The following is a 17,889-nucleotide window of genomic DNA, read 5'->3' on the forward strand; positions in this document are numbered from 1 at the left end:
TGTCATAGTCGCCGCGATGGTCCACGACCAGCCGCACAGCCTTGGCCCTGGTCGCTTCGTCGTACTTCGCTGGCATAACTTGCCCATCCTAATGAAAGAGAGTGGGCATGAAACCCGGGGCGATTCACCAAATGGAACCGTACGCAGGCCGCGCGGTGGGACGAGCGCAGGCTGCAGGTCTACCCGGAGTATCTGATCGTCACCAGGAAGATGCACTCCGTGGCCGGCCAATTGGTCAGATTGCGGAACGGCGACGCGGATCCCGAGGCTCCGTCACTGGAAGAGGCTCTCACTCGGCTCGTCGACCTGGAGCGTGACCGCATTCAGCGGTGGCAGGAAGTTCAGCTGCTGGGAAGCCCATCCGCCGTCGCGATCGGCGACGAACTCAACAGGTACACCTGGACTTTCGAGTGGTTCGCACAGGGCAAGCTGACCGATCCGGATGATTGGCTGCTGATCAACCGGGACGCCTATCACCTGCGGAAGGAGTTCGCCACCGCCGCTCGTGACGATCTCGGTGTGGCGGCGCCGAGCCTTCCGGTCCCGGCGTGGCTCAATGAATGGACTCCGCGGGAGCATCTGGCCGAGGTTCGGGAACGAGCCCGGCCGCTTCCCACCCGGTAGCTCTGGTGGTGCCGATCGCGGTTCGAATGGCGTTGTTGCAAATGAAATTTCATTTGCATTTCTCATCCGCAAGCGGCCAGGACCTGGTGTGCCAGGTGCGCGACAAAATGTGCCAGAAAGCGGTTCCGGGGCGAAAAGCTCGTTCTTTGCCGCAACACTCGAGGGGCACGGTCCGGGGTGAGCGCACCCCGGACCGTTGTCCACTTCGCTGGTCATCCGTTGGGACGGGACGGGTGCCGGCGCACGAACGCTGGTGATGGAGGCGAACTCGCGGTATGACGGAATCCGATGAAGAGCAGCAGATGAGCGACCTTGTCACGCGGCTGTCCAATCGATTTCCTGATTTGACGGCTCGCGTCGTCGGGGAGGTGGTTCGGGGTATTCATCGGGATTTCGAGGGGCACCGGGTTCGGGAGTTCATTCCGCTGCTGGTGGAGCGGATCGCCGAGCGGCAATTGAGCCGTCGGGTGTGCTACAGCTCGGCCGTGTGGGTCGACGGGTAGCAGGTTGTCCGAGCGGTGGTGCCGGCTCCGGTAGGGGGGAGCCGGCACCACCGCTCGGACCGATCAGTCGTTCGGCACCAATCGCCACAATGAGGTGACCTCACCCCGCCGGGCCTCGTAGAGAGGATCACTGCTGTCCGATGCTCGCGGATGCCGCGGAGGTGTGTCGTACCGGGCTACCACGCGCAGCCCGGACGCGGCGATGCGGGCACGGAACTCGTCCCGGCTTCGCAATTCGAGGCGTTCGGCGAGGTCGGAGAGGATCAGCCAGCCCTCACCGTGTGGGGTGAGGTGGTGGCGCAATCCGTCCAGGAAGCGGTGCAGCACAGTCGATCCGGGGTCGTAGATGCCGAGCTCGAGCGCTGAGGTCGGGTGCGCGGGCAGCCAGGGCGGGTTGCAGACGATCAGGTCCGCACGCCCCTCGGGCCACAGATCGGCTTCCCCGACCCGAACCAGGCCGGTGAGGCCGAGGCGGTCCAGGTTCGCCTCGGCACAGGCCACCGCGCGAGGATTGATGTCGGTGGCGGTCACCCGCGCACCGCGCCGCGCCAGGACCGCAGCGAGCACCCCGGTTCCCGTGCCGAGATCGAATACGGAGGGCCGCTGTGCTTTCGCCGGAAACGGCGCGCCGGCGACGAGGTCGACGTACTCGCCGCGAACCGGGGAGAACACGCCGTAGTCAGGATGGATGCGCGCCCCCAGCGCGGGAATCTCGACGCCGTTCCGATGCCACTGATAGGCGCTGAGCACCCCGAGCAGCTCGGTCAGCGACACGCACATCCGCTGGAGATCTGCGCAATTCGGGCGCACCGCCGCGTAAGCGTGCTCGCACGCCGCCCGAACATCGGGCGCGCGCCGTAGCTCGACAGAGAAACCAGGTTCGAGCACGATCAGCAACCTGCCCAATATCTCGGCGCGCTCGGCCTGCACGGCACGCTGCTGTTGGAACACCGCTGCCGGACTGCTTTCGCGTCCAACCGGTCGCGCGGCTCGCCGCAGACGACGGTCGAGGGCTCGCAGCAACTGGCGAGCATTGTGAAAATCCCCGCGCCACACCAGTCCCGTGCCCGTCCGCGCGAGCCGGTGGGCGGTCTGCGCGGTCATGCGATCGTCGGCGACGACGATACGGGCGGGGGCCGGAGCCCCGTTCTCGGAATGCCAGTGGGCGGTGTAGACCGATCGATTCTCGGTCCAGCTGAGGGTGGACATGACGAACTCCCGCGGAAACGAAGGTGCCTGGGGCCGACGACGCTTCGAGGCAGGAGTCCGGAGAGCGACCTTCCGTCAGAACGAGGGCGATTCGGACCGTTCCCACAGCGAAGCGCAGGAGCGGTTGTCGCCCAGCACCATTCCCATGCCCACGGTCGGTCCCTCCGTCAGATGTCCGTCCCCATGATCACACACGCCCGGATCGGACGTGTCTCAGCGCCTTCTCAGCGACTGCCGGGCAGACTCCCTCGTGTCCGGTAACCGACTGTTCGAGAGGGATCCGCATGTCCGCGGCGCAACCGCATACGAACTACAAGCTCCCCCAGGTCACCGCCCTGTTCTGGGTGCTGAAGATCGCGGCGACCACGCTCGGCGAGACCGGTGGGGATCTGCTGGCTCAGACCCTGGACCTCGGCTATGCGGCGGCGTCGATGCTGTTTCTGGGCATCTTCGCCGTCAGCCTGCTCGCCCAGTTGCGGGCCCGCCAGTTCCATCCCGCGCTGTACTGGACCGTGATCGCCGCGACCAGCACGGCCGGCACCACCATCTCCGACTTCCTCAATCGCGGCCCCGGTTCGGGCACTTCCACCGACGGCGGCCTGGGCTACGGCGCGGGCGCGGCCGTCCTGATCACTGGCCTGGCCGTCGTCTTCGTCATCTGGAAGCTCAGCGGCCAGACCTACGACGTCACCGGAATCACCAGCACGCGTGGCGAACTGCTGTACTGGGCGGCCATTCTGCTGTCCAACACACTGGGCACCTCCCTGGGCGACTACCTCTCCGACAGTTCCGGACTCGGCTACGGCGGGGGCGCGCTGCTCATCGCCGCGGTCATGGCCGCCCTGCTTGCCGCCCATTACCTGACCCGGATCTCGGGGGTCCTGCTGTTCTGGCTTGCGTTCATCCTCACCCGTCCGCTCGGTGCGACGGTGGGCGATCTGCTGTCCAAATCGCACGACAAGGGCGGGCTCGGTTTCGGCACCTGGGGCACCACCGCAGTCCTGCTGATCATTCTTGTCGCGGGAATCGCCTACAGCTACAAGAGAATACGCACCGCCACCGAGGTCCAGCAGGATCGAGTGGACGTAGCGGCCGTCGACGCGGAGCGCACCGCCGGTGGTCTCCGACGCGAAGGGTAAGCCGAGGTAGCCCAGCATTGCCGTCGCCGCCGAGTCTATGGTCGCGGCAGGAGCCGACGGTGTACGAGCCGCACGGCGGCGAGGCGACATCGGAGGGCGAATGGGTACTGGAAGCGAAACCAGCGGACGGCACAAGGATGCCAATGCCACCCGTTCGGCCCTGCTGGCCGCGGCGCGGGAGGTGTTCGCCGAGAAGGGCTTCGAGGGCACGACCGTGCGGGAGATCGCGGCGCGAGCCGGAGCGAATCAGGCACTGCTGTTCCGGTACTTCGGGAACAAGGACGAGCTGTTCCGGGCGGTCGTCGCGGATCGCGGCCATCGGGTGCTGTCGGAAGGACCCGCCGACGAGCTGCTCGGCCGGCTACTGGCCGGGATGCTGAATACCGCTGCGGATCACCAGCTTTGGCTGCAGGCCGCGCTGCGATCGAGCGGGCATGCCAGCGGTGTGTCGGTGATCCGGAGAGAGCTGGACGAACGATACGTGCGGGCACTGTCCGAACTCGGCGACGGCCCGGACGCCGAGTTGCGGGCCGATCTGGTGGTGGCCTGGCTGCTGGGCATCGGTCTGCTGCGATCGGTCTATCACTGGGAGCCGCTGGCGAGCGCCGATCCGGCCGTTGTCGCCGATCACGTCCTGCGCTCGGCGCGTGTCCTACTGGACCGCGTGAGTACGAATTTCCCTCCGTCATAACGGAAATCGAGCGTTGACGGTTGTGTGGCGCACTCCTACGATCAATCGCTGTAAGCATTTGCTTACACCAGAAGGAGTTTCGCGTGACCACACCTACCGAAGTCCGCCACTATCCGTTCGGCGATCCGGTCCGGCTGGATCCGCATCCGACGGCGTTGAAACTGCTCCGCGAGGAACCGATTTCCCGTGTCCGGCTGCCCTACGGCGGCGAGGCCTGGCTCGTCACCCGTTACGCGGACGTGCGCTCGGTGCTCAGCGATCCCCGGTTCGGCCGCGCCGCCACGGTCGGCCGCGAGGATGTGCCGCGGGTGCGCGAGACACCGGCCATGCCGAACATTCCGACCAGCATGGACCCGCCGGAGCTGACCCGGCTCCGCAAGCTGACCATGACCGCGTTCACCACCCGTCGCGTGCAGGAACTGCGCCCGCGCACCGAGGAGATCGTCGATGACTTGCTGACGGCCATGGCCGCGGCCGGCTCACCCGCCGACCTGGTGGAGGCGCTGGCGCTCCCGGTGCCGGTCACCGTCATCTGCGAAATGCTCGGCGTGCCACCGCAGGACCAGCATCGTTTCCGCGACTTCTCCGACGCGATCATGTCGACGACCGCCGTCCCCGACGAGGAGCGGGTGGCCGCGTTGGCCGCCGTCGCCGAATACCTGACCGAGCAGATCGCCGAGCGCCGCGCCCACCCCTCCGATGATCTGCTCGGCGCACTCGTGGCGGCCCGCGACAACGATGACCGGCTCAGCGAGGACGAACTGATCACGCTCGGCCTCACCCTGCTGGTCGCCGGTCACGAGACCACGGCCAATCAAATCGCCAATTTCGTCTACGTCCTGCTCACCGCGGGCGAATGGAAGCGGCTGCGTGCGGATCCCGATCTCGTCCCGGCCGCCATCGAGGAGCTGCTCCGCTACATCCAGCTCGGCAATGGCGGCGCGTTCCCGCGCATCGCCGTCGAGGATGTCGAACTGTCGGGCACGCTCATTCGCGCGGGCGAGGCTGTCTTCGTGGATCTGGCGATCGCGAACCGCGACGAGACGGTCTTCCCGGATCCGGACACCATGGACCTGACCCGACATCACAACTCGCACTTGGCCTTCGGCCACGGCTTCCATCACTGCGTGGGCGCGCAACTGGCCCGCCTCGAACTGCACGTGACACTGACCGCCCTGCTGCGCCGCTTCCCGAACCTGCACCTGGCGGTTCCGGCCGACGAGGTGGAGTGGAAGACGGGCATGCTGCTGCGCGGCCCGAAAGCGCTTCCCGTCGCCTGGTAGCGCCCGGCCGTGAGCGGCCCAGCCGCCGAGCCGCCCACGGCGAACCCTAGGCGTTCGCCGGAAGATCCGTCCCCGCACCACGTTTGCGCACCGCGACCAGGTCGTGGCGCGCCGGCGGCAGGGTCTGCTCCTGCGCGCCCTCGATGGTGAATCCGGCATCGGTGATCATCTGCCGGTCGTCGGCTCCGGGCTGCCCCTCGCTGGTGAGATAGTCGCCCAGAAAGATCGAGTTGGCCAGGTGCAGCGCCAGCGGTTGCAGGCCGCGCAGGTGGAGCTCACGACCACCGGCCAGCCGCACCTCCACGTCCGGGAAGAAGAAGCGGAACAGCGCCAGGATGCGCAGGCAGCGGTCGGGCGTCAGCTCCCACTGTCCCGCCAGCGGCGTTCCATCGAACGGGATCAGGAAGTTGACCGGAACCGAGTCCGGGTCCAGCGCCCGCAGCGCGAAGGCCAGATCGACGATGTCCTCGTCCGACTCCCCCATTCCGAAAATCGCTCCGGAACAAGGTGACAGCCCGGCCGCACTCGCCCGCAGCACGGTGTCGACGCGATCGTCGAAGGTGTGCGTACTGCAGATGTCGGCGTAGCGCGCCTCGGAGGTATTGAGGTTGTGGCTGTAGGCGTGGGCCCCGGCCGCCGCGAGCCGCTCGGCCTGTCCCTCCCCCAATAGGCCCAGGCACACGCAGATCTCCGTCTGCGGATGGTCGGCCGTGATGGCGGCAATGGTCTGCTCGATTCTGGTCAGGTCCCGTTCGCCGGGCCCGCGCCCGCTGGCGACCAGGCACACGCGCTTGGCCCCGCCCGCAATCGCCTGCCCGGCGACCCGCGCGGCCTGCTCCGGCGTGATCCAGGAGTACTTCAGCACACCGGATGCCGAGCCCAGCCGCTGCGAACAGTACCCGCAGTCCTCCGGGCACAGGCCGCTCTTCATATTGACGATCGTGTTGAGTTTGACACGCGCGCCGAAGAATTCGTGCCGCACCCGCGAGCCCGCCGCCACGACGTCGATGAGCGGTTGCGCGCCGCTCAGTAATGCCAGCGCCTCCGCCCGGGTCGGGGCCGCTCGGCGCAACGCCTTGTCCACCAACAGATTCAACAGTCCATCAGTCATGCCAAGGCAATCTACCTCGAGCTTGAACACCGTTCAAGTATTGGTTTGACGTGGCCTTTTGTGATAACCAACTACCCGAGACGGGTAGAGTCTGTCGAACATCCACAGGCCGAGCGCCCGCGAGCTGTCGCGGCGCATGGTCGGGCGCTTCGTGGAGAGCGCGGTCCCGCGCGGACGCTGCCGGGCGACGCGCTGCGCGGGTGATCAGCAAGCACCACACCACCGTGCATACGTTGACCTCGGCGCCGCTCGGCGGCCACAGCACCGTCGGCGACGGCCTTCAGGATCACGCCGGACGTCAACTGCGCCAACAGTTTCGGCTGCCGAGCTACACGCCATACGATGCCGCGAGAACGCACCGAGTCCGCAATCACGATCTACGAAGGCGCCCGTTCTTGGCTTTTGGAGCAGTAGGCGCGACTTCAGGAGCAGTACAACGAGTTTGACGATCCATCGGCGCCATGCGTGATGCACGACGATGCATGGCAAGGAAATCTTGTGGTACCGCCCTCGGGTGTTCCCACCGTTCTCGACCTCGACCACGTATCGGTTGGTTCGCGTGAGTGGGATCTCATCCGACTGGCGGTCGATTACACCGACTTCCGGGCCGATCACCGACGGCCGGTATCAAAGCTTTGTCGACGCTTACGGCGGCTACGACGTAACCAAATGGCCGGGTTATCGATTACTCGCCGACATCCAAGAACCGTGTCCGCCCGCCGGACCACCACCGAGTCCACACCCACCCACCGCGCCGACGGTGCTGCCGCTACCCCGGTAAAGGAGTATGCCCCGCTACGGTATAGCGATCGATAACGCGAATTCACAGCTCGGACCTTTCATCGAAGGAGCGGGGAATGGCCGCGATACCAGATGACTATCGCAATCGGCCGGTGGCCGTGATCGGCGCGGGAACGCTGGGTCGGCGCATTGCGCTGATGTTCGCCACGCGGGGCGGCACCGTGCTCGTCACCGATCCGAACGGGACGCGGGGGACGCAGGCCGTCGGGTACGCGACGGGTGAATTGCCCACGGTGGCCGCCCATATCGACGGCGGCACACCGGGGATCGTGAGTTATGTGCCGGACCTGGCCGATGCGGTGGCGGAGGCGTGGCTGGTGGTGGAGGCGGTGCCGGAGCGGCTCGACCTCAAGAAGTCGATCTTCGGTCAGCTCGACCAACTGTGCGCGGCCGATGCGGTCGTCTCGTCGAATTCGTCGTCGTATGCGAGCAGGCTGTTCACCGAGGGGCTTCCGACCCGCGACCGCATGCTCAATACGCATTTCTATATGCCACCCGCATCGACGACGCTCGATGTGATGTCCGACGGCGATACCGCGCCCGAGATCATCGACTTCGTCATGTCGACGTTCCCCGAATACGGTCTGCACCCTTTCCTGTGCCGGAAGGAGAGCACCGGCTTCATCTTCAATCGGATCTGGGCGGCGCTGAAACGCGAATCGCTCGACGTCGTCTACGAGGGCGTCTCGACCCCGCAGGATGTCGATGCCATGTTCAAGCTGAATTTCGGCACCGAGGCAGGTCCGTTCCGGATGATGGACAGCGTCGGCCTCGATGTGGTGCTCGATATCGAAGAGCATTACGCCCAGGAGAATCCGCATCTACCCGAGGGTCCGCGCATTCTGCTGAAGCGCTATATCGCCGACGGCAAGCTCGGCGTGAAATCCGGTGCCGGCTTCTACGACGACTACCCCGACCCGAATCGGCTTTGACGGCAGGAGGCCGCGATGAAACATCTGCTCGCGCTCGACCTCAAAGCCCGTGCCATGCACGCGATCTCACTCGACGGGGGTGACGTGCGCACCCTGATCACCGGGCTGGACGCCTACCCCGACGGTGTCGCCGTCGATCAGGATCGCGGGCACGTGTACTGGACCAGCATGGGCGCACCCGACATGCATCCCACGCCCGGCACGGAACCCGTGTTCTTCCACCGGACCGGCATGCTCGAACGCGCCGACCTCGACGGCGGCAATCGCACGGTGATCGTCCCGCCCGGTGCGTTCACCACCGGCAAGCAGCTCACCGCCGATTTCGACACCGGCCACCTGTACTGGTGCGACCGCGAGGGCATGCAGGTCCTCACCTGCAATCTCGCCGGGGGCGAGCTGCGCCCGCTGGTGGTCACCGGCGCAGGCCCCGAAGACGCTGTGCAGTCCCGGAATTGGCCGGTCGGCATCTGCCTGGACCTCGACCGCCGCCACCTCTACTGGACCCAGAAGGGCGCACCGAAGGCCGGTGAAGGCCGCATCTTCCGCGCGCCACTGGAACTCCCCGCCGGCACCTCCCCCGCGGCCCGCACCGATATCGAGGTGCTCTGGCACGAACTCCCCGAACCGATCGACCTGGCGCTGTCCGGCGAGGGGAACCTGCTGTGGACCGATCGCGGCGCGGAACCCGCGGGCAATACCCTCAACCGCGCCTCGGTCGACCCGGTTCCGGGTCCGGTGACCATCCTGTCCAGCGGCTACCGCGAGGCCATCGGCGTGGTGGCGATCAGCGAATCCCGGTTCTACGTCAGCGATCTCGGCGGTGCGATCCGCCTCGTCGACCTCGACGACGGCATCGACACCGAAATCGCCCGCCCCGGTGGCGCACTCACTGGACTGGCACTGGCGGAACTCTGAGCGAGGGACCCGAGCACCGCATCGAGAACGCCGGGGAATCGTTCGTCGATGTCGCCCCGGCGCAGGGTCATGTAGCGGGCCTTGCCGTCGACGCGGGTGACGGTGAGTCCGGCCTCGCGCAGGGTGCGCCAATGGTTCGACAGCGTCGATCTCGGGATTACGAGATGATCTGGGCTGCAGGAGATTTCGCCGTGGACGGCCATCAGGCGCACCAGTTCCATCCGGACCGGGTCCCCCAGGGCGTGCAGCACCGTCACCAGGTCCAGGTCCGCGGTATTCGGCTGGGTCAGCGGTGGCATCGGGTTCCTCGCTCGGTTGACATGACCGGTACACCAGCTTACGTTCGTTTCGTTGATTCGGAAATATCGAAATGAGTTCGCAGTGACGGTCCTCAGCACCCTGGCCCGCGTCTACGTCGACGATCTGGACGCCGCATTGCCCACGTTCAGCGCGCTCACCGGTGAGCAGCCCCGACTCCGCTTCGCCTACCGCGAGCTGGAACTGGCCGGCATCGGCGCCTACCTGCTCATCGCCGGAACCCCGGAAGCCCTTGCCCCCTACCGGGAAACACACGCCACCGCGATCGTGGACGACCTGGACGAGGTGCTCACGATCATCGCCACCCTCGGCGGCGACATCCTCGACGGCCCGAACGACGTTCCCACCGGCCGCAATCTGACGGTGCGGCACCCCGGCGGCGCACGCATCGAATACGTCGAATTCGACACGGCCAAGATCGAATCCATCCCGAGCTGACGACGGCGGGCCCCGCCGCGGCGATCAGGCGCAGGCGCTCTGGTACTTCGTCTGGCGGGCGGGCCTGATCCAGAACCCGCCGCCGACCCGATCCGACTACACCATGCCCGATCCGGCTACACCATGGTGTCCCCTACCGGAAGACCGAAAGCGTGGTTCCCGTACATGACGTAGGCACGTTCGGGGTCGTTGGCCGCGTGGACGCGGCCGGCATGGGCATCGCGCCAGAGGCGTTGCAGCGGGGTGTCGTCGGCGAGAGCGCCGGCCCCGGCTGCCTCGAAGAGCCGGTCGATGGCGGCGATGGCGCGGGCGGTGGCGCGGACCTGGTCGCGGCGCGCGCGGGCGCGCAGGGCGAACGGGATCTCCCCGCCATCCCGGAGCCGGGCGTACTCGTCGGCGACATTGCCGGACAACTGCCGCCACGCGGCATCGATGTCGCTGGCGGATTCGGCGATGCGGATCTTGCCGAAGGGGTCGTCCTTGGCGTGCTCGCCGGCGTACGCGGCCCGGATCCGCTTGCCCTGATGCTCGACGTGGGCCGCGTAGGCGCCGTAGGCCATGCCTACGATCGGCGTGGCGATCGTGGTGGGATGGATTGTCCCCCAGGGCATTTTGTAGACCGGCTCCGAATTTCTCTGCAGCCCGGGCGATGTCAGCAAGTTCATGACGCCGAAGCTCAGGAAGCGGTGCCGCGGGACGAAGACGTTTTCGACGACAACCGTATTGGACCCGGTGCCACGCAGACCGACCACGTTCCAGACGTCATCGACGGAGTAGTCGCTGCGCGGGATGAGGAAGGAGCCGAAGTCGACAGGCTTGCCGTTCTCGAGCACCGGCCCGCCGACGAAGACCCAGTCGGCGTGGTCCACCCCGGAAGACCACGCCCACGAACCGCTGACCAGATAGCCACCGTCCACCACGGCACCGGCGCCCATCGGCGCGTACGACGAGGCGATCCGCGCGTCGCTGTCCTGGCCCCAGACATCGTCCTGCGCACGCTGATCGAACAGCGCCAGGTGCCAGTTGTGAATCCCCAGGATCCCCGCCACCCAGCCGGTGGATCCGCAGGCGCTCGCCAGGGTGCGCACGGTGTCGTAGAAGACCACCGGATCCGCGGCGCATCCGCCCCATTGCCGCGGCTGCATCAGGGTGAAGAATCCCGCCTCCCGCAGGTCCTCGATCGACTCGTCGGGAATACGCCGCAACGTCTCGGTCCGCTGGGCGCGCTCGCGCAGGGTCGGCACCAAAGCCTCGACGCGCGCGGTGATTTCACGGGTCATCTCGCCGGGTTCTCCTGACCGGTCAGGTGGCGATCGCACACTCTCCGCCACAAATTTAGAACACGTTCCAGTCACTATTGAGCAGCTCGAGGTCCGCGACAAGCGGACGGAAATCCCTAAAAGAAGAGTCTTTCGACCATTTTCTGAATGCCCTCACCGATCGGAAGCTGACACAGATCTGAAACTGGTTCTAGACCTAGGAGGGTGCGATGGCGACGTCACGCGGGTTCGGCAGAAAGATCCGGGACATCGACGTGGGCACGATGCCGACCCGCTACGCCCGCGGCTGGCACTGCCTGGGCCTGGCGGACGCGTTCCGGGACGGGAAACCCCACTCGGTCAATGCCTTCGGCACCAAGCTGGCAGTCTGGGCCGACGATACCGGCGAACTGCGGGTGCTGGACGCCTACTGCCGCCACCTCGGCGGCGACCTGTCGACGGGCACGGTCAAGGACGGCCGGATCGCCTGCCCGTTCCACGACTGGCGCTGGGACGGCGACGGCCGCTGCACCGGCATTCCCTACGCGCGGCGGGTACCCCCGCTGGCCCGCACCCGCGCGTGGACCACGCTCGAGCGCAACGGCCAGCTCTTCGTCTGGCACGACCACGAGGGCAACCCGCCACCGGACGAGGTCACCATCCCGACCATCCGGGGACCGTACACCGACGCCGCAGGCAACCCCGCGGGAATCCTTTCCCCCGACTGGACCCCGTGGACCTGGCGCTCGATCCTCATCGAGGGCTCCAACTGCCGTGAGATCATCGACAACATCGTGGACATGGCCCACTTCTTCTACATCCACTACGCGTTCCCAACATTTTTCAAGAACGTCTTCGAGGGCCATGTCGCGACGCAGTACCTAGAGACCAAGGGGCGCCCGGACGTCGGCATGGCGACCAAGTACCGCGGGGACACGCTGCTGAAATCGGAGGCCTCGTACTTCGGGCCCGCCTACATGATCAATCCACTGCTCAATGTCTACGGCGGTTTCGAGGTCCGCAGCGTCCTGGTCAACTGCCACTACCCGGTCACCCAGGACTCCTTCGTCCTGCAGTACGGCATCACGCTGGAAAGACCCACGGGCGTACCGGCGGACACCGCGAACCGCCTGGCGGACAGGATGACCGAGGGCATCGGCGAGGGCTTCCTGCAGGACGTCGAGATCTGGAAGCACAAGTCCAAGATCGAGAACCCACTGCTCTGCGACGAGGACGGCCCGGTCTACCAGCTGCGCCGCTGGTACGAGCAGTTCTACGTCGACGTCGCCGACGTCGATCCGAAATCGGTGCGGCGCTTCGAGTTCGAAGTCGACACCTCGCGGGCCAACGAGGTCTGGGAGCTCGAGGTCGCCGAGAACCTGCGCCGGCGCGATGTGATCCCGGCCACCGCACCCTAGCCCAGTTCGAGGACGATCTCGGTTCGAAGGTCACCGGCGGCACGGCCCAAGGTCCCCGATCGCTCGTCGAAGGTCATCGGCTCGGCCCGCGGGTATTCACCGGCAACCCCGCGGCTCACTACCGTCCGCAGGGTGACCGCCCTTTCCCCGAAAACCCCGCTGGTACCCGAGATCACACGACCCCATCCCGTGCGGCACGCACCAAAGGGGTCGTTCCTCTACAAGATGGTCACCACGACCGACCCGAAGGTACTGGGGCAGATGTACCTGGTGACCTCGATGGCGTTCTTCATGATCGGCGGCCTCATGGCGTTGATCATGCGCGCGGAGCTGGCGCAGCCGGGCATGCAGTTCCTGTCGCCGGAACAGTTCAATCAGCTGTTCACCATGCACGGCACGATCATGCTGCTGTTCTACGCGACCGCCATCATCTTCGGATTCGCGAATATCCTGCTGCCCTTACAGATCGGCGCGCCCGATGTCGCGTTTCCCCGGCTGAATGCGTTCAGCTACTGGTTGTATCTGTTCGGCGCGACCATGGCGACCGCAGGCTTCGTCACCCCGGGCGGTGCGGCCGATTTCGGCTGGACCGCGTATGTGCCGCTGTCGGACATCATCCACTCCCCCGGCGTCGGCGCGGACCTGTGGATTCTGGGGGTGGGCGTCTCGGGCCTGGGAACCATCCTGGGCGCGGTCAATATGCTCACCACCGTCGTGTGCCTGCGCTGCCCGGGCATGACCATGTTCCGGCTGCCCATCTTCACCTGGAACGTCGTCGTCGCGAGTTTCCTTGTGCTGCTGGTGTTCCCGCTGCTGACCGCGGCCGCCCTGGCGCTGTACTACGATCGGCACCTCGGCGGGCACATCTACGATCCGGCCAGCGGCGGAACCATGCTGTTCCAGCATCTGTTCTGGTACTTCGGGCACCCCGAGGTGTACGTGATCGCGCTGCCGTTCTTCGGCATCGTGTCGGAGATCTTCCCGGTGTTCAGCCGCAAACCACTGTTCGGCTACACCGGCATGGTCTACGCGACACTGGGCATCGCGGCGCTGTCCATCGCGGTGTGGGCGCACCACATGTACGCCACGGGAGCCGTTCTGCTGCCGTACTTCTCGTTCATGACCTTCCTCATCGCGGTGCCGACCGGCGTGAAGTTCTTCAACTGGATCGGCACCATGTGGAAGGGGCAGCTCACCTTCGAGAGCCCGATGCTGTTCTCGCTGGGCTTCCTGGTGACCTTCCTGTTCGGCGGCCTGTCCGGCGTCATCCTGGCCTCACCGCCACTCGATTTCCATCTGTCCGACACCTATTTCGTGGTCGCGCACTTCCACTACACCCTGTTCGGCACGGTCGTGTTCGCCACCTTCGCGGGCATCTACTTCTGGTTTCCCAAGATCACCGGCCGCATGCTCGACGAACGGCTCGCGAAGTGGCACTTCTGGACCACGTTCCTCGGCTTCCATCTGACGTTCCTGGCCCAGCACTGGCTCGGCAACATGGGCATGCCGCGGCGCTACGCCGACTACCTGCCCTCCGACGGCTTCACTCTGCTGAACCAGGTCTCCACCATCGGCGCCTTCCTGCTCGGCGCGTCGATGCTGCCGTTCCTGTGGAACGTCTTCAAGTCCTACCGCTACGGCGCGGTCGTGACCGTGGACGACCCGTGGGGCTACGGCAATTCCCTGGAGTGGGCCACCTCCTGCCCGCCGCCACGGCACAACTTCTACGAGCTCCCGCGCATCCGCTCCGAGCGACCCGCCTTCGAACTCCACTACCCGCACATGATCGACCGCATGCGCGCCGAGGCCCACGTCGGCTGGGGCGCGACCACCCATCACGTCACCGAGACCACACCCGTGGAGGCGAAATGACCAGGCCCCAGCAACTCTCGACCTTCCGGATTCCCCGCCTGCCCTACGGCGTCCTGGTCATGTTGACCGGATTGACGCTGATCGGCGGCCTGATCCTGCTGACCCACCTCGCCCAGGGTCGCTGACCCCCGATCGTGCGGACGCTGAATCCCCTTGCAGCCGTCCGCACTCCGGTGAGGCCGCGCCCCCGCCCGCGCGGCCTCACCGACCTTTTCGCGAGCTTCCGGCTTGCGGATTCAGCGCCGCCCGGCCGCGCTCGGCGACAGCGCCGACAGGTAGGGCGCGACCAATTCCGTTGCGGCCGTGACAGTCCGGTCGGCATCTCGACCGCTCTCGAGCATCCGCGAAGCCGCATGCACGATGCCGTCGATGAGTCCGGCGGTGGCGGCCGGGTCGGCCGCACCCGCCGTCTCGAGCGCGGCGATCAGCGGGGTGCGGAGTTCGTCGTGCAGGTCGCGGCTGTAGGCGGCGATATCGTCGTCGATGATGGCGCTGAGCACGCGGGCCAGGGCATGCTCACCGCTCGCGACCAATTCCAGGTTGGCGCGGACGTATTCGAGAACCTGATCGGCCGGGCCGGACGCGGCCGCCATGCGCTCCGCCACCCGTCGCGCCCACTGTGGGAAGGTGTCGGCCAGCAGCTCGGCGAGCAGCTGGTCGCGGGAGGAGAAGTACTGGTAGATGCTGGGGCGGGCGAGCCCGGCGCGCGCAGCCACCTCGGTGAGAGTGGGCGGGCGGGCCGGGTCCTCGGTGAGGATGGCGCGCGCGGCGTCGAGCAGGGCGCGACGTTGCGCCTCGCGATGTTCGGCGAGCGTGGCGGCTTGGATCCTCGGCACCTGATCTCCTCGTAGGGGGCTATCCGCTCAGTCTCCCATCCACCAGGATGAGCACCCGATCGCAGTGGCCGAGGATGTCATGATCGTGGGTGACCATGATGGTGGCCACCTTCCGCTCCCGGGTCTGCCGGGCCAGCAGCTCGACCACCTCGTGGCTGCGGGCGCGATCCAGCGCCGCGGTGGGCTCGTCCACCAGCAGCAGCGTCGGGTCGGTCGCGAGCGCACGAGCGATGCCGACGCGCTGGCGTTCCCCGCCGGAGAGCTGATGCGGCCGCCGCCCCGCCTTCGCGGCCATGCCGACGGCGGCGAGCAGGGCACCCGGATCCGCTGGGCCGCTCGAAGCTGGTGCGGTGCCGCGCTTCCGCCCGCCGGTGCGATCGAGCAGCCGCACCTGCTCGCGGGCGGTCAGCGCGGCAATCAGATTCCCGGTCTGGAACACGAACCCGATGTGCTCGCGGCGGAAGCGCGCCAACTGCCGCCGGGACAGGGTCGTCATCTCGGTGCCGTGCACCAGCACCTGCCCGGTGTCGGGCCGGGCCAGCCCGCCCGCGACCGCGAGCAGCGTGGATTTGCCCGATCCGGACGGTCCCACGACGGCCAGCAGCTCGCCCGCCCGCACGGTCAGGTCGATGTGGTCCAGGGCCGCCACGGCATGGTCGCCGCTGCCGAAGGTCAGCGAGACGTCGCTGAGCGAGATACCCTGGCGGACAATCGATTCGACGGTCATCGCTGCGCCCCCAGAGCCTCGAGCGGGTCGACCCGCGTGACGCGCAACGTGGTCAGCACCGCACCCAGCATGCCCATCACGATCAGCAGTACCGCACCGACCGCGACCGCGCCGGGTTCGAGCGCGAAGGGCATGCCGCCGACGAACCGGCTGCCGCCCACTCCCACGCCGACCCCGGCGGCCGTCGCGGCGACGAGCACGATCGCAGCCTGGATCAGGCTGTCGCGCAACAGATATCCGGTGGAGACGCCCAGCGCCCGCAGCACCGCCAGCTCGTGGGTGCGCTGCACCGTCCAGACCATGAAGAACGCGCCGACCACCAGGGCCGAGATTGCGTAGAGGAAGACCCTGATCAGGGTCATGGTCGACATCTCGGCCGAGTAGCCGGGAGAAGCATCGAATGAGGCCGACAGCGTCATGGCGTGCGTGCCCGCGGCGCGATCTCCGGCCGCCAGATCGATGCCGCCGGGCCGCGCGCGCAGCGCCACGGCATTGGCCTCGTGATAGATCTCCGGCCGCGCGATGTCGCCGGGCCGCAGTCCGGCGTGGATCTCCTGCCAGAGTCGCAGCGGCACATAGGCGACGTTCACGTGCCCGAAGGTGCGCTGTTCGGCGGTCGCGCCGACCACCCGCAGGGTGGTGCCGATGCGGTCGACGATCACCACATCGCCGATGCGGACGCCCTTGTCGAGGGTGGTCGGGCTGACCACGATGCCGTCCGGCGCCCCGAGCCCGGACCCCTCTGCCGGGCTCGGGGCCAGAAACGACCCCGGCTCGACCCCGAACAGCGCGAGATCGATCGCGACCCCGTTGCCGGTCTTCGCATTGACCAGCGTGTTTCCGAACAGCGCCGCATCGGCGACATCGCCGCGCTCGCGCCAGGCCGCGACCTGTCCGTCGTCGACCGTGCTGCGGGTGAAGGCCGATTCCGTCTCCGTCTTCGGCGCGAAGGCGAAGGCGTCCACGGGCATGGCCTTCAATCCCGAGACACCGTCGTCGACCAGGCCCGACGACAGGCCCGCCAACATCACGATGAGCACCGCGATCAGGGCGACGACCGCGGCCATCAACCCGAATCTCGCTCGCGCGAACCACAGTTCGCGCACTGCCAGGAACATCCGAACTCCCTTGTCCGGCGCCGGGCACTTTTACCGACGCACCGTCGGGATGTTACCGACAGTTCGTCTGGAAAACCTGAGGGGGTCAGACCTTCTTCAGGCAGAAGGTGGTCCGGGGTTCGGCCAGGGTGATGACGCTGTCGGCGTCCTCGCCGCACAGGGTTTCGTCGGATTGGCCGTCGATGCGGGTCAGGACCTGGAAGCTGGCGTTGGAGGTGCCGCATTCGGCGTACTGGTATCCGGTCAGCATGCTCTCGTGATAGCAGGCGCCCTGCTTGAAATTCGGGGCCAGGCACAGATATGCCATGGACATGCCATTGAGGGTTTCCTCGTACGAGGTGTAGTCGGCAGCGCAATCGGTTTTGCTGCTGTAGACCTTGGCGACCTGGTACACCGCCTTCGGGGAACCGCAGTCAATCGGCGCGGTTTTGGAATCGATCATCGAGCCTTCGATGACATCGATACAATCGCCGACCTTCGAGCGACCGGTATCGGATTTGCCCGCGTCCTTGACCACATCGGCGCCCTTCTGCACAGCGGAACAACCCGCCAGGGCCAGGGCCACAATGGCCAGGATCACGGGGACCAGCCGCCGCGCACTCGACGAAATCCTCTGCATCTGAAGCTACGTACCTCTCCCACTCGCCAATCGATCGAACCCGGACTACCCAACCCGTTTCCGCACGCCACAGCAT

The 17,889-nt window shown here is 66.8% G+C and carries 19 protein-coding genes and 1 pseudogene; 12 read left to right on the forward strand and 8 right to left on the reverse strand.

Going from position 1 to position 17,889, the window contains the following annotated elements; genetic code table 11:
• Nucleotides 1-219 precede the first annotated feature (219 nt).
• Entirely contained in the window at nucleotides 220-624 is a 405-nt protein-coding gene (locus tag AB0L60_RS38295) for a hypothetical protein (RefSeq protein ID WP_364624639.1), read from the forward strand.
• Between the two features lie 275 nt (nucleotides 625-899).
• Nucleotides 900-1,127 (forward strand): three-helix bundle dimerization domain-containing protein, encoded by a 228-nt coding sequence (locus tag AB0L60_RS38300; protein WP_364624641.1) that lies wholly within the window; start codon nucleotides 900-902, stop codon nucleotides 1,125-1,127.
• A 63-nt stretch (nucleotides 1,128-1,190) separates the two neighbouring features.
• Here the strand turns inward: AB0L60_RS38300 and AB0L60_RS38305 are convergent, their stop codons facing one another.
• Nucleotides 1,191-2,336 (reverse strand): class I SAM-dependent methyltransferase, encoded by a 1,146-nt coding sequence (locus tag AB0L60_RS38305; RefSeq protein WP_364624643.1) that lies wholly within the window; start codon nucleotides 2,334-2,336, stop codon nucleotides 1,191-1,193.
• A gap of 284 nt (nucleotides 2,337-2,620) precedes the next feature.
• On the opposite strand from AB0L60_RS38305, the gene AB0L60_RS38310 reads away from it, so the two are divergent.
• The 3 genes from AB0L60_RS38310 (at nucleotide 2,621) to AB0L60_RS38320 (ending at nucleotide 5,449) form a co-directional block, all read left to right on the forward strand.
• A complete protein-coding gene (locus AB0L60_RS38310; RefSeq protein WP_364624645.1) occupies nucleotides 2,621-3,475 on the forward strand; it encodes a hypothetical protein in 855 nt (284 codons plus the stop codon).
• 100 nt (nucleotides 3,476-3,575) lie between these two features.
• On the forward strand, nucleotides 3,576-4,166 hold the full coding sequence (locus AB0L60_RS38315; RefSeq protein WP_364624647.1) for a TetR family transcriptional regulator: 591 nt from the start codon (nucleotides 3,576-3,578) through the stop codon (nucleotides 4,164-4,166).
• Nucleotides 4,167-4,249: 83 nt separating this feature from the next.
• Nucleotides 4,250-5,449: a cytochrome P450 gene (locus AB0L60_RS38320; protein ID WP_364624649.1), complete on the forward strand. Its 1,200-nt coding sequence runs from the start codon at nucleotides 4,250-4,252 to the stop codon at nucleotides 5,447-5,449.
• A gap of 46 nt (nucleotides 5,450-5,495) precedes the next feature.
• Here the strand turns inward: AB0L60_RS38320 and bioB are convergent, their stop codons facing one another.
• Nucleotides 5,496-6,560 (reverse strand): biotin synthase BioB, encoded by a 1,065-nt coding sequence (bioB, locus tag AB0L60_RS38325; RefSeq protein ID WP_364624651.1) that lies wholly within the window; start codon nucleotides 6,558-6,560, stop codon nucleotides 5,496-5,498.
• Between the two features lie 462 nt (nucleotides 6,561-7,022).
• Here bioB and AB0L60_RS38330 point away from each other — a divergent pair.
• The 3 genes and pseudogenes from AB0L60_RS38330 to AB0L60_RS38340 all read left to right on the forward strand — a co-directional run.
• A pseudogene (locus tag AB0L60_RS38330) lies at nucleotides 7,023-7,376 on the forward strand (hypothetical protein); the annotation flags it as partial.
• A gap of 41 nt (nucleotides 7,377-7,417) precedes the next feature.
• A complete protein-coding gene (locus tag AB0L60_RS38335) occupies nucleotides 7,418-8,293 on the forward strand; it encodes a 3-hydroxyacyl-CoA dehydrogenase NAD-binding domain-containing protein (protein ID WP_364624653.1) in 876 nt (291 codons plus the stop codon).
• Between the two features lie 15 nt (nucleotides 8,294-8,308).
• Complete coding sequence (locus tag AB0L60_RS38340) at nucleotides 8,309-9,208, forward strand: hypothetical protein (RefSeq protein WP_364624655.1); 900 nt, start codon at nucleotides 8,309-8,311, stop codon at nucleotides 9,206-9,208.
• On the opposite strand, the gene AB0L60_RS38345 is transcribed toward AB0L60_RS38340, so the two are convergent.
• Entirely contained in the window at nucleotides 9,094-9,507 is a 414-nt protein-coding gene (locus AB0L60_RS38345; RefSeq protein ID WP_364624657.1) for a helix-turn-helix domain-containing protein, read from the reverse strand. The genes AB0L60_RS38340 and AB0L60_RS38345 overlap by 115 nt on opposite strands.
• Nucleotides 9,508-9,589: 82 nt before the next feature.
• Here AB0L60_RS38345 and AB0L60_RS38350 point away from each other — a divergent pair, with 82 nt between their 5' ends.
• Complete coding sequence (locus AB0L60_RS38350; RefSeq protein ID WP_364624659.1) at nucleotides 9,590-9,964, forward strand: VOC family protein; 375 nt, start codon at nucleotides 9,590-9,592, stop codon at nucleotides 9,962-9,964.
• 116 nt (nucleotides 9,965-10,080) lie between these two features.
• Here the strand turns inward: AB0L60_RS38350 and hsaA are convergent, their stop codons facing one another.
• Nucleotides 10,081-11,244 (reverse strand): 3-hydroxy-9,10-secoandrosta-1,3,5(10)-triene-9,17-dione monooxygenase oxygenase subunit, encoded by a 1,164-nt coding sequence (gene hsaA / locus AB0L60_RS38355; RefSeq protein WP_364624661.1) that lies wholly within the window; start codon nucleotides 11,242-11,244, stop codon nucleotides 10,081-10,083.
• A gap of 209 nt (nucleotides 11,245-11,453) precedes the next feature.
• On the opposite strand from hsaA, the gene AB0L60_RS38360 reads away from it, so the two are divergent.
• From AB0L60_RS38360 to AB0L60_RS38370, 3 genes are all read left to right on the forward strand, one after another.
• Nucleotides 11,454-12,641 carry a Rieske 2Fe-2S domain-containing protein gene (locus tag AB0L60_RS38360; protein ID WP_364624663.1) on the forward strand — a complete coding sequence of 396 codons (1,188 nt, stop codon included), beginning with the start codon at nucleotides 11,454-11,456 and terminating at the stop codon, nucleotides 12,639-12,641.
• A gap of 132 nt (nucleotides 12,642-12,773) precedes the next feature.
• On the forward strand, nucleotides 12,774-14,513 hold the full coding sequence (gene ctaD, locus AB0L60_RS38365) for a cytochrome c oxidase subunit I (RefSeq protein WP_364624665.1): 1,740 nt from the start codon (nucleotides 12,774-12,776) through the stop codon (nucleotides 14,511-14,513).
• Nucleotides 14,510-14,638, forward strand: a complete 129-nt coding sequence (locus AB0L60_RS38370; protein WP_354844614.1) for a hypothetical protein — start codon at nucleotides 14,510-14,512, stop codon at nucleotides 14,636-14,638. Before ctaD ends, AB0L60_RS38370 begins: the two co-directional genes overlap by 4 nt.
• Before the next feature lie 111 nt (nucleotides 14,639-14,749).
• Here the strand turns inward: AB0L60_RS38370 and AB0L60_RS38375 are convergent, their stop codons facing one another.
• From AB0L60_RS38375 to AB0L60_RS38390, 4 genes are all read right to left on the reverse strand, one after another.
• A complete protein-coding gene (locus AB0L60_RS38375) occupies nucleotides 14,750-15,349 on the reverse strand; it encodes a helix-turn-helix domain-containing protein (protein WP_364624668.1) in 600 nt (199 codons plus the stop codon).
• A gap of 19 nt (nucleotides 15,350-15,368) precedes the next feature.
• The gene (locus AB0L60_RS38380; RefSeq protein ID WP_364624670.1) at nucleotides 15,369-16,076 is read right to left on the reverse strand and encodes an ABC transporter ATP-binding protein; all 708 of its coding nucleotides are present in this window, start codon (nucleotides 16,074-16,076) and stop codon (nucleotides 15,369-15,371) included.
• Complete coding sequence (locus AB0L60_RS38385; protein WP_364624672.1) at nucleotides 16,073-17,194, reverse strand: ABC transporter permease; 1,122 nt, start codon at nucleotides 17,192-17,194, stop codon at nucleotides 16,073-16,075. Before AB0L60_RS38385 ends, AB0L60_RS38380 begins: the two co-directional genes overlap by 4 nt.
• An 85-nt stretch (nucleotides 17,195-17,279) precedes the next feature.
• Nucleotides 17,280-17,813, reverse strand: a complete 534-nt coding sequence (locus AB0L60_RS38390) for a hypothetical protein (RefSeq protein ID WP_364624674.1) — start codon at nucleotides 17,811-17,813, stop codon at nucleotides 17,280-17,282.
• Nucleotides 17,814-17,889: the final 76 nt, after the last annotated feature.

It is taken from the genome of Nocardia sp. NPDC051981, from assembly GCF_040680715.1.
In the GTDB taxonomy this organism is placed as follows: Bacteria; Actinomycetota; Actinomycetes; order Mycobacteriales; family Mycobacteriaceae; genus Nocardia.

What these genes read in the sequence shown, in the direction of transcription:
- AB0L60_RS38300 (WP_364624641.1), top strand. Translation starts at nt 900, where the DNA reads ATGACGGAATCCGATGAAGAGCAGCAGATGAGCGACCTTGTCACGCGG.
- AB0L60_RS38305 (WP_364624643.1), bottom strand. Translation starts at nt 2,336, where the DNA reads ATGTCCACCCTCAGCTGGACCGAGAATCGATCGGTCTACACCGCCCAC.
- AB0L60_RS38310 (WP_364624645.1), top strand. Translation starts at nt 2,621, where the DNA reads ATGTCCGCGGCGCAACCGCATACGAACTACAAGCTCCCCCAGGTCACC.
- AB0L60_RS38315 (WP_364624647.1), top strand. Translation starts at nt 3,576, where the DNA reads ATGGGTACTGGAAGCGAAACCAGCGGACGGCACAAGGATGCCAATGCC.
- bioB (WP_364624651.1), bottom strand. Translation starts at nt 6,560, where the DNA reads ATGACTGATGGACTGTTGAATCTGTTGGTGGACAAGGCGTTGCGCCGA.
- AB0L60_RS38335 (WP_364624653.1), top strand. Translation starts at nt 7,418, where the DNA reads ATGGCCGCGATACCAGATGACTATCGCAATCGGCCGGTGGCCGTGATC.
- AB0L60_RS38340 (WP_364624655.1), top strand. Translation starts at nt 8,309, where the DNA reads ATGAAACATCTGCTCGCGCTCGACCTCAAAGCCCGTGCCATGCACGCG.
- AB0L60_RS38345 (WP_364624657.1), bottom strand. Translation starts at nt 9,507, where the DNA reads ATGCCACCGCTGACCCAGCCGAATACCGCGGACCTGGACCTGGTGACG.
- hsaA (WP_364624661.1), bottom strand. Translation starts at nt 11,244, where the DNA reads ATGACCCGTGAAATCACCGCGCGCGTCGAGGCTTTGGTGCCGACCCTG.
- AB0L60_RS38360 (WP_364624663.1), top strand. Translation starts at nt 11,454, where the DNA reads ATGGCGACGTCACGCGGGTTCGGCAGAAAGATCCGGGACATCGACGTG.
- AB0L60_RS38370 (WP_354844614.1), top strand. Translation starts at nt 14,510, where the DNA reads ATGACCAGGCCCCAGCAACTCTCGACCTTCCGGATTCCCCGCCTGCCC.
- AB0L60_RS38380 (WP_364624670.1), bottom strand. Translation starts at nt 16,076, where the DNA reads ATGACCGTCGAATCGATTGTCCGCCAGGGTATCTCGCTCAGCGACGTC.
- AB0L60_RS38385 (WP_364624672.1), bottom strand. Translation starts at nt 17,194, where the DNA reads ATGTTCCTGGCAGTGCGCGAACTGTGGTTCGCGCGAGCGAGATTCGGG.
- AB0L60_RS38390 (WP_364624674.1), bottom strand. Translation starts at nt 17,813, where the DNA reads ATGCAGAGGATTTCGTCGAGTGCGCGGCGGCTGGTCCCCGTGATCCTG.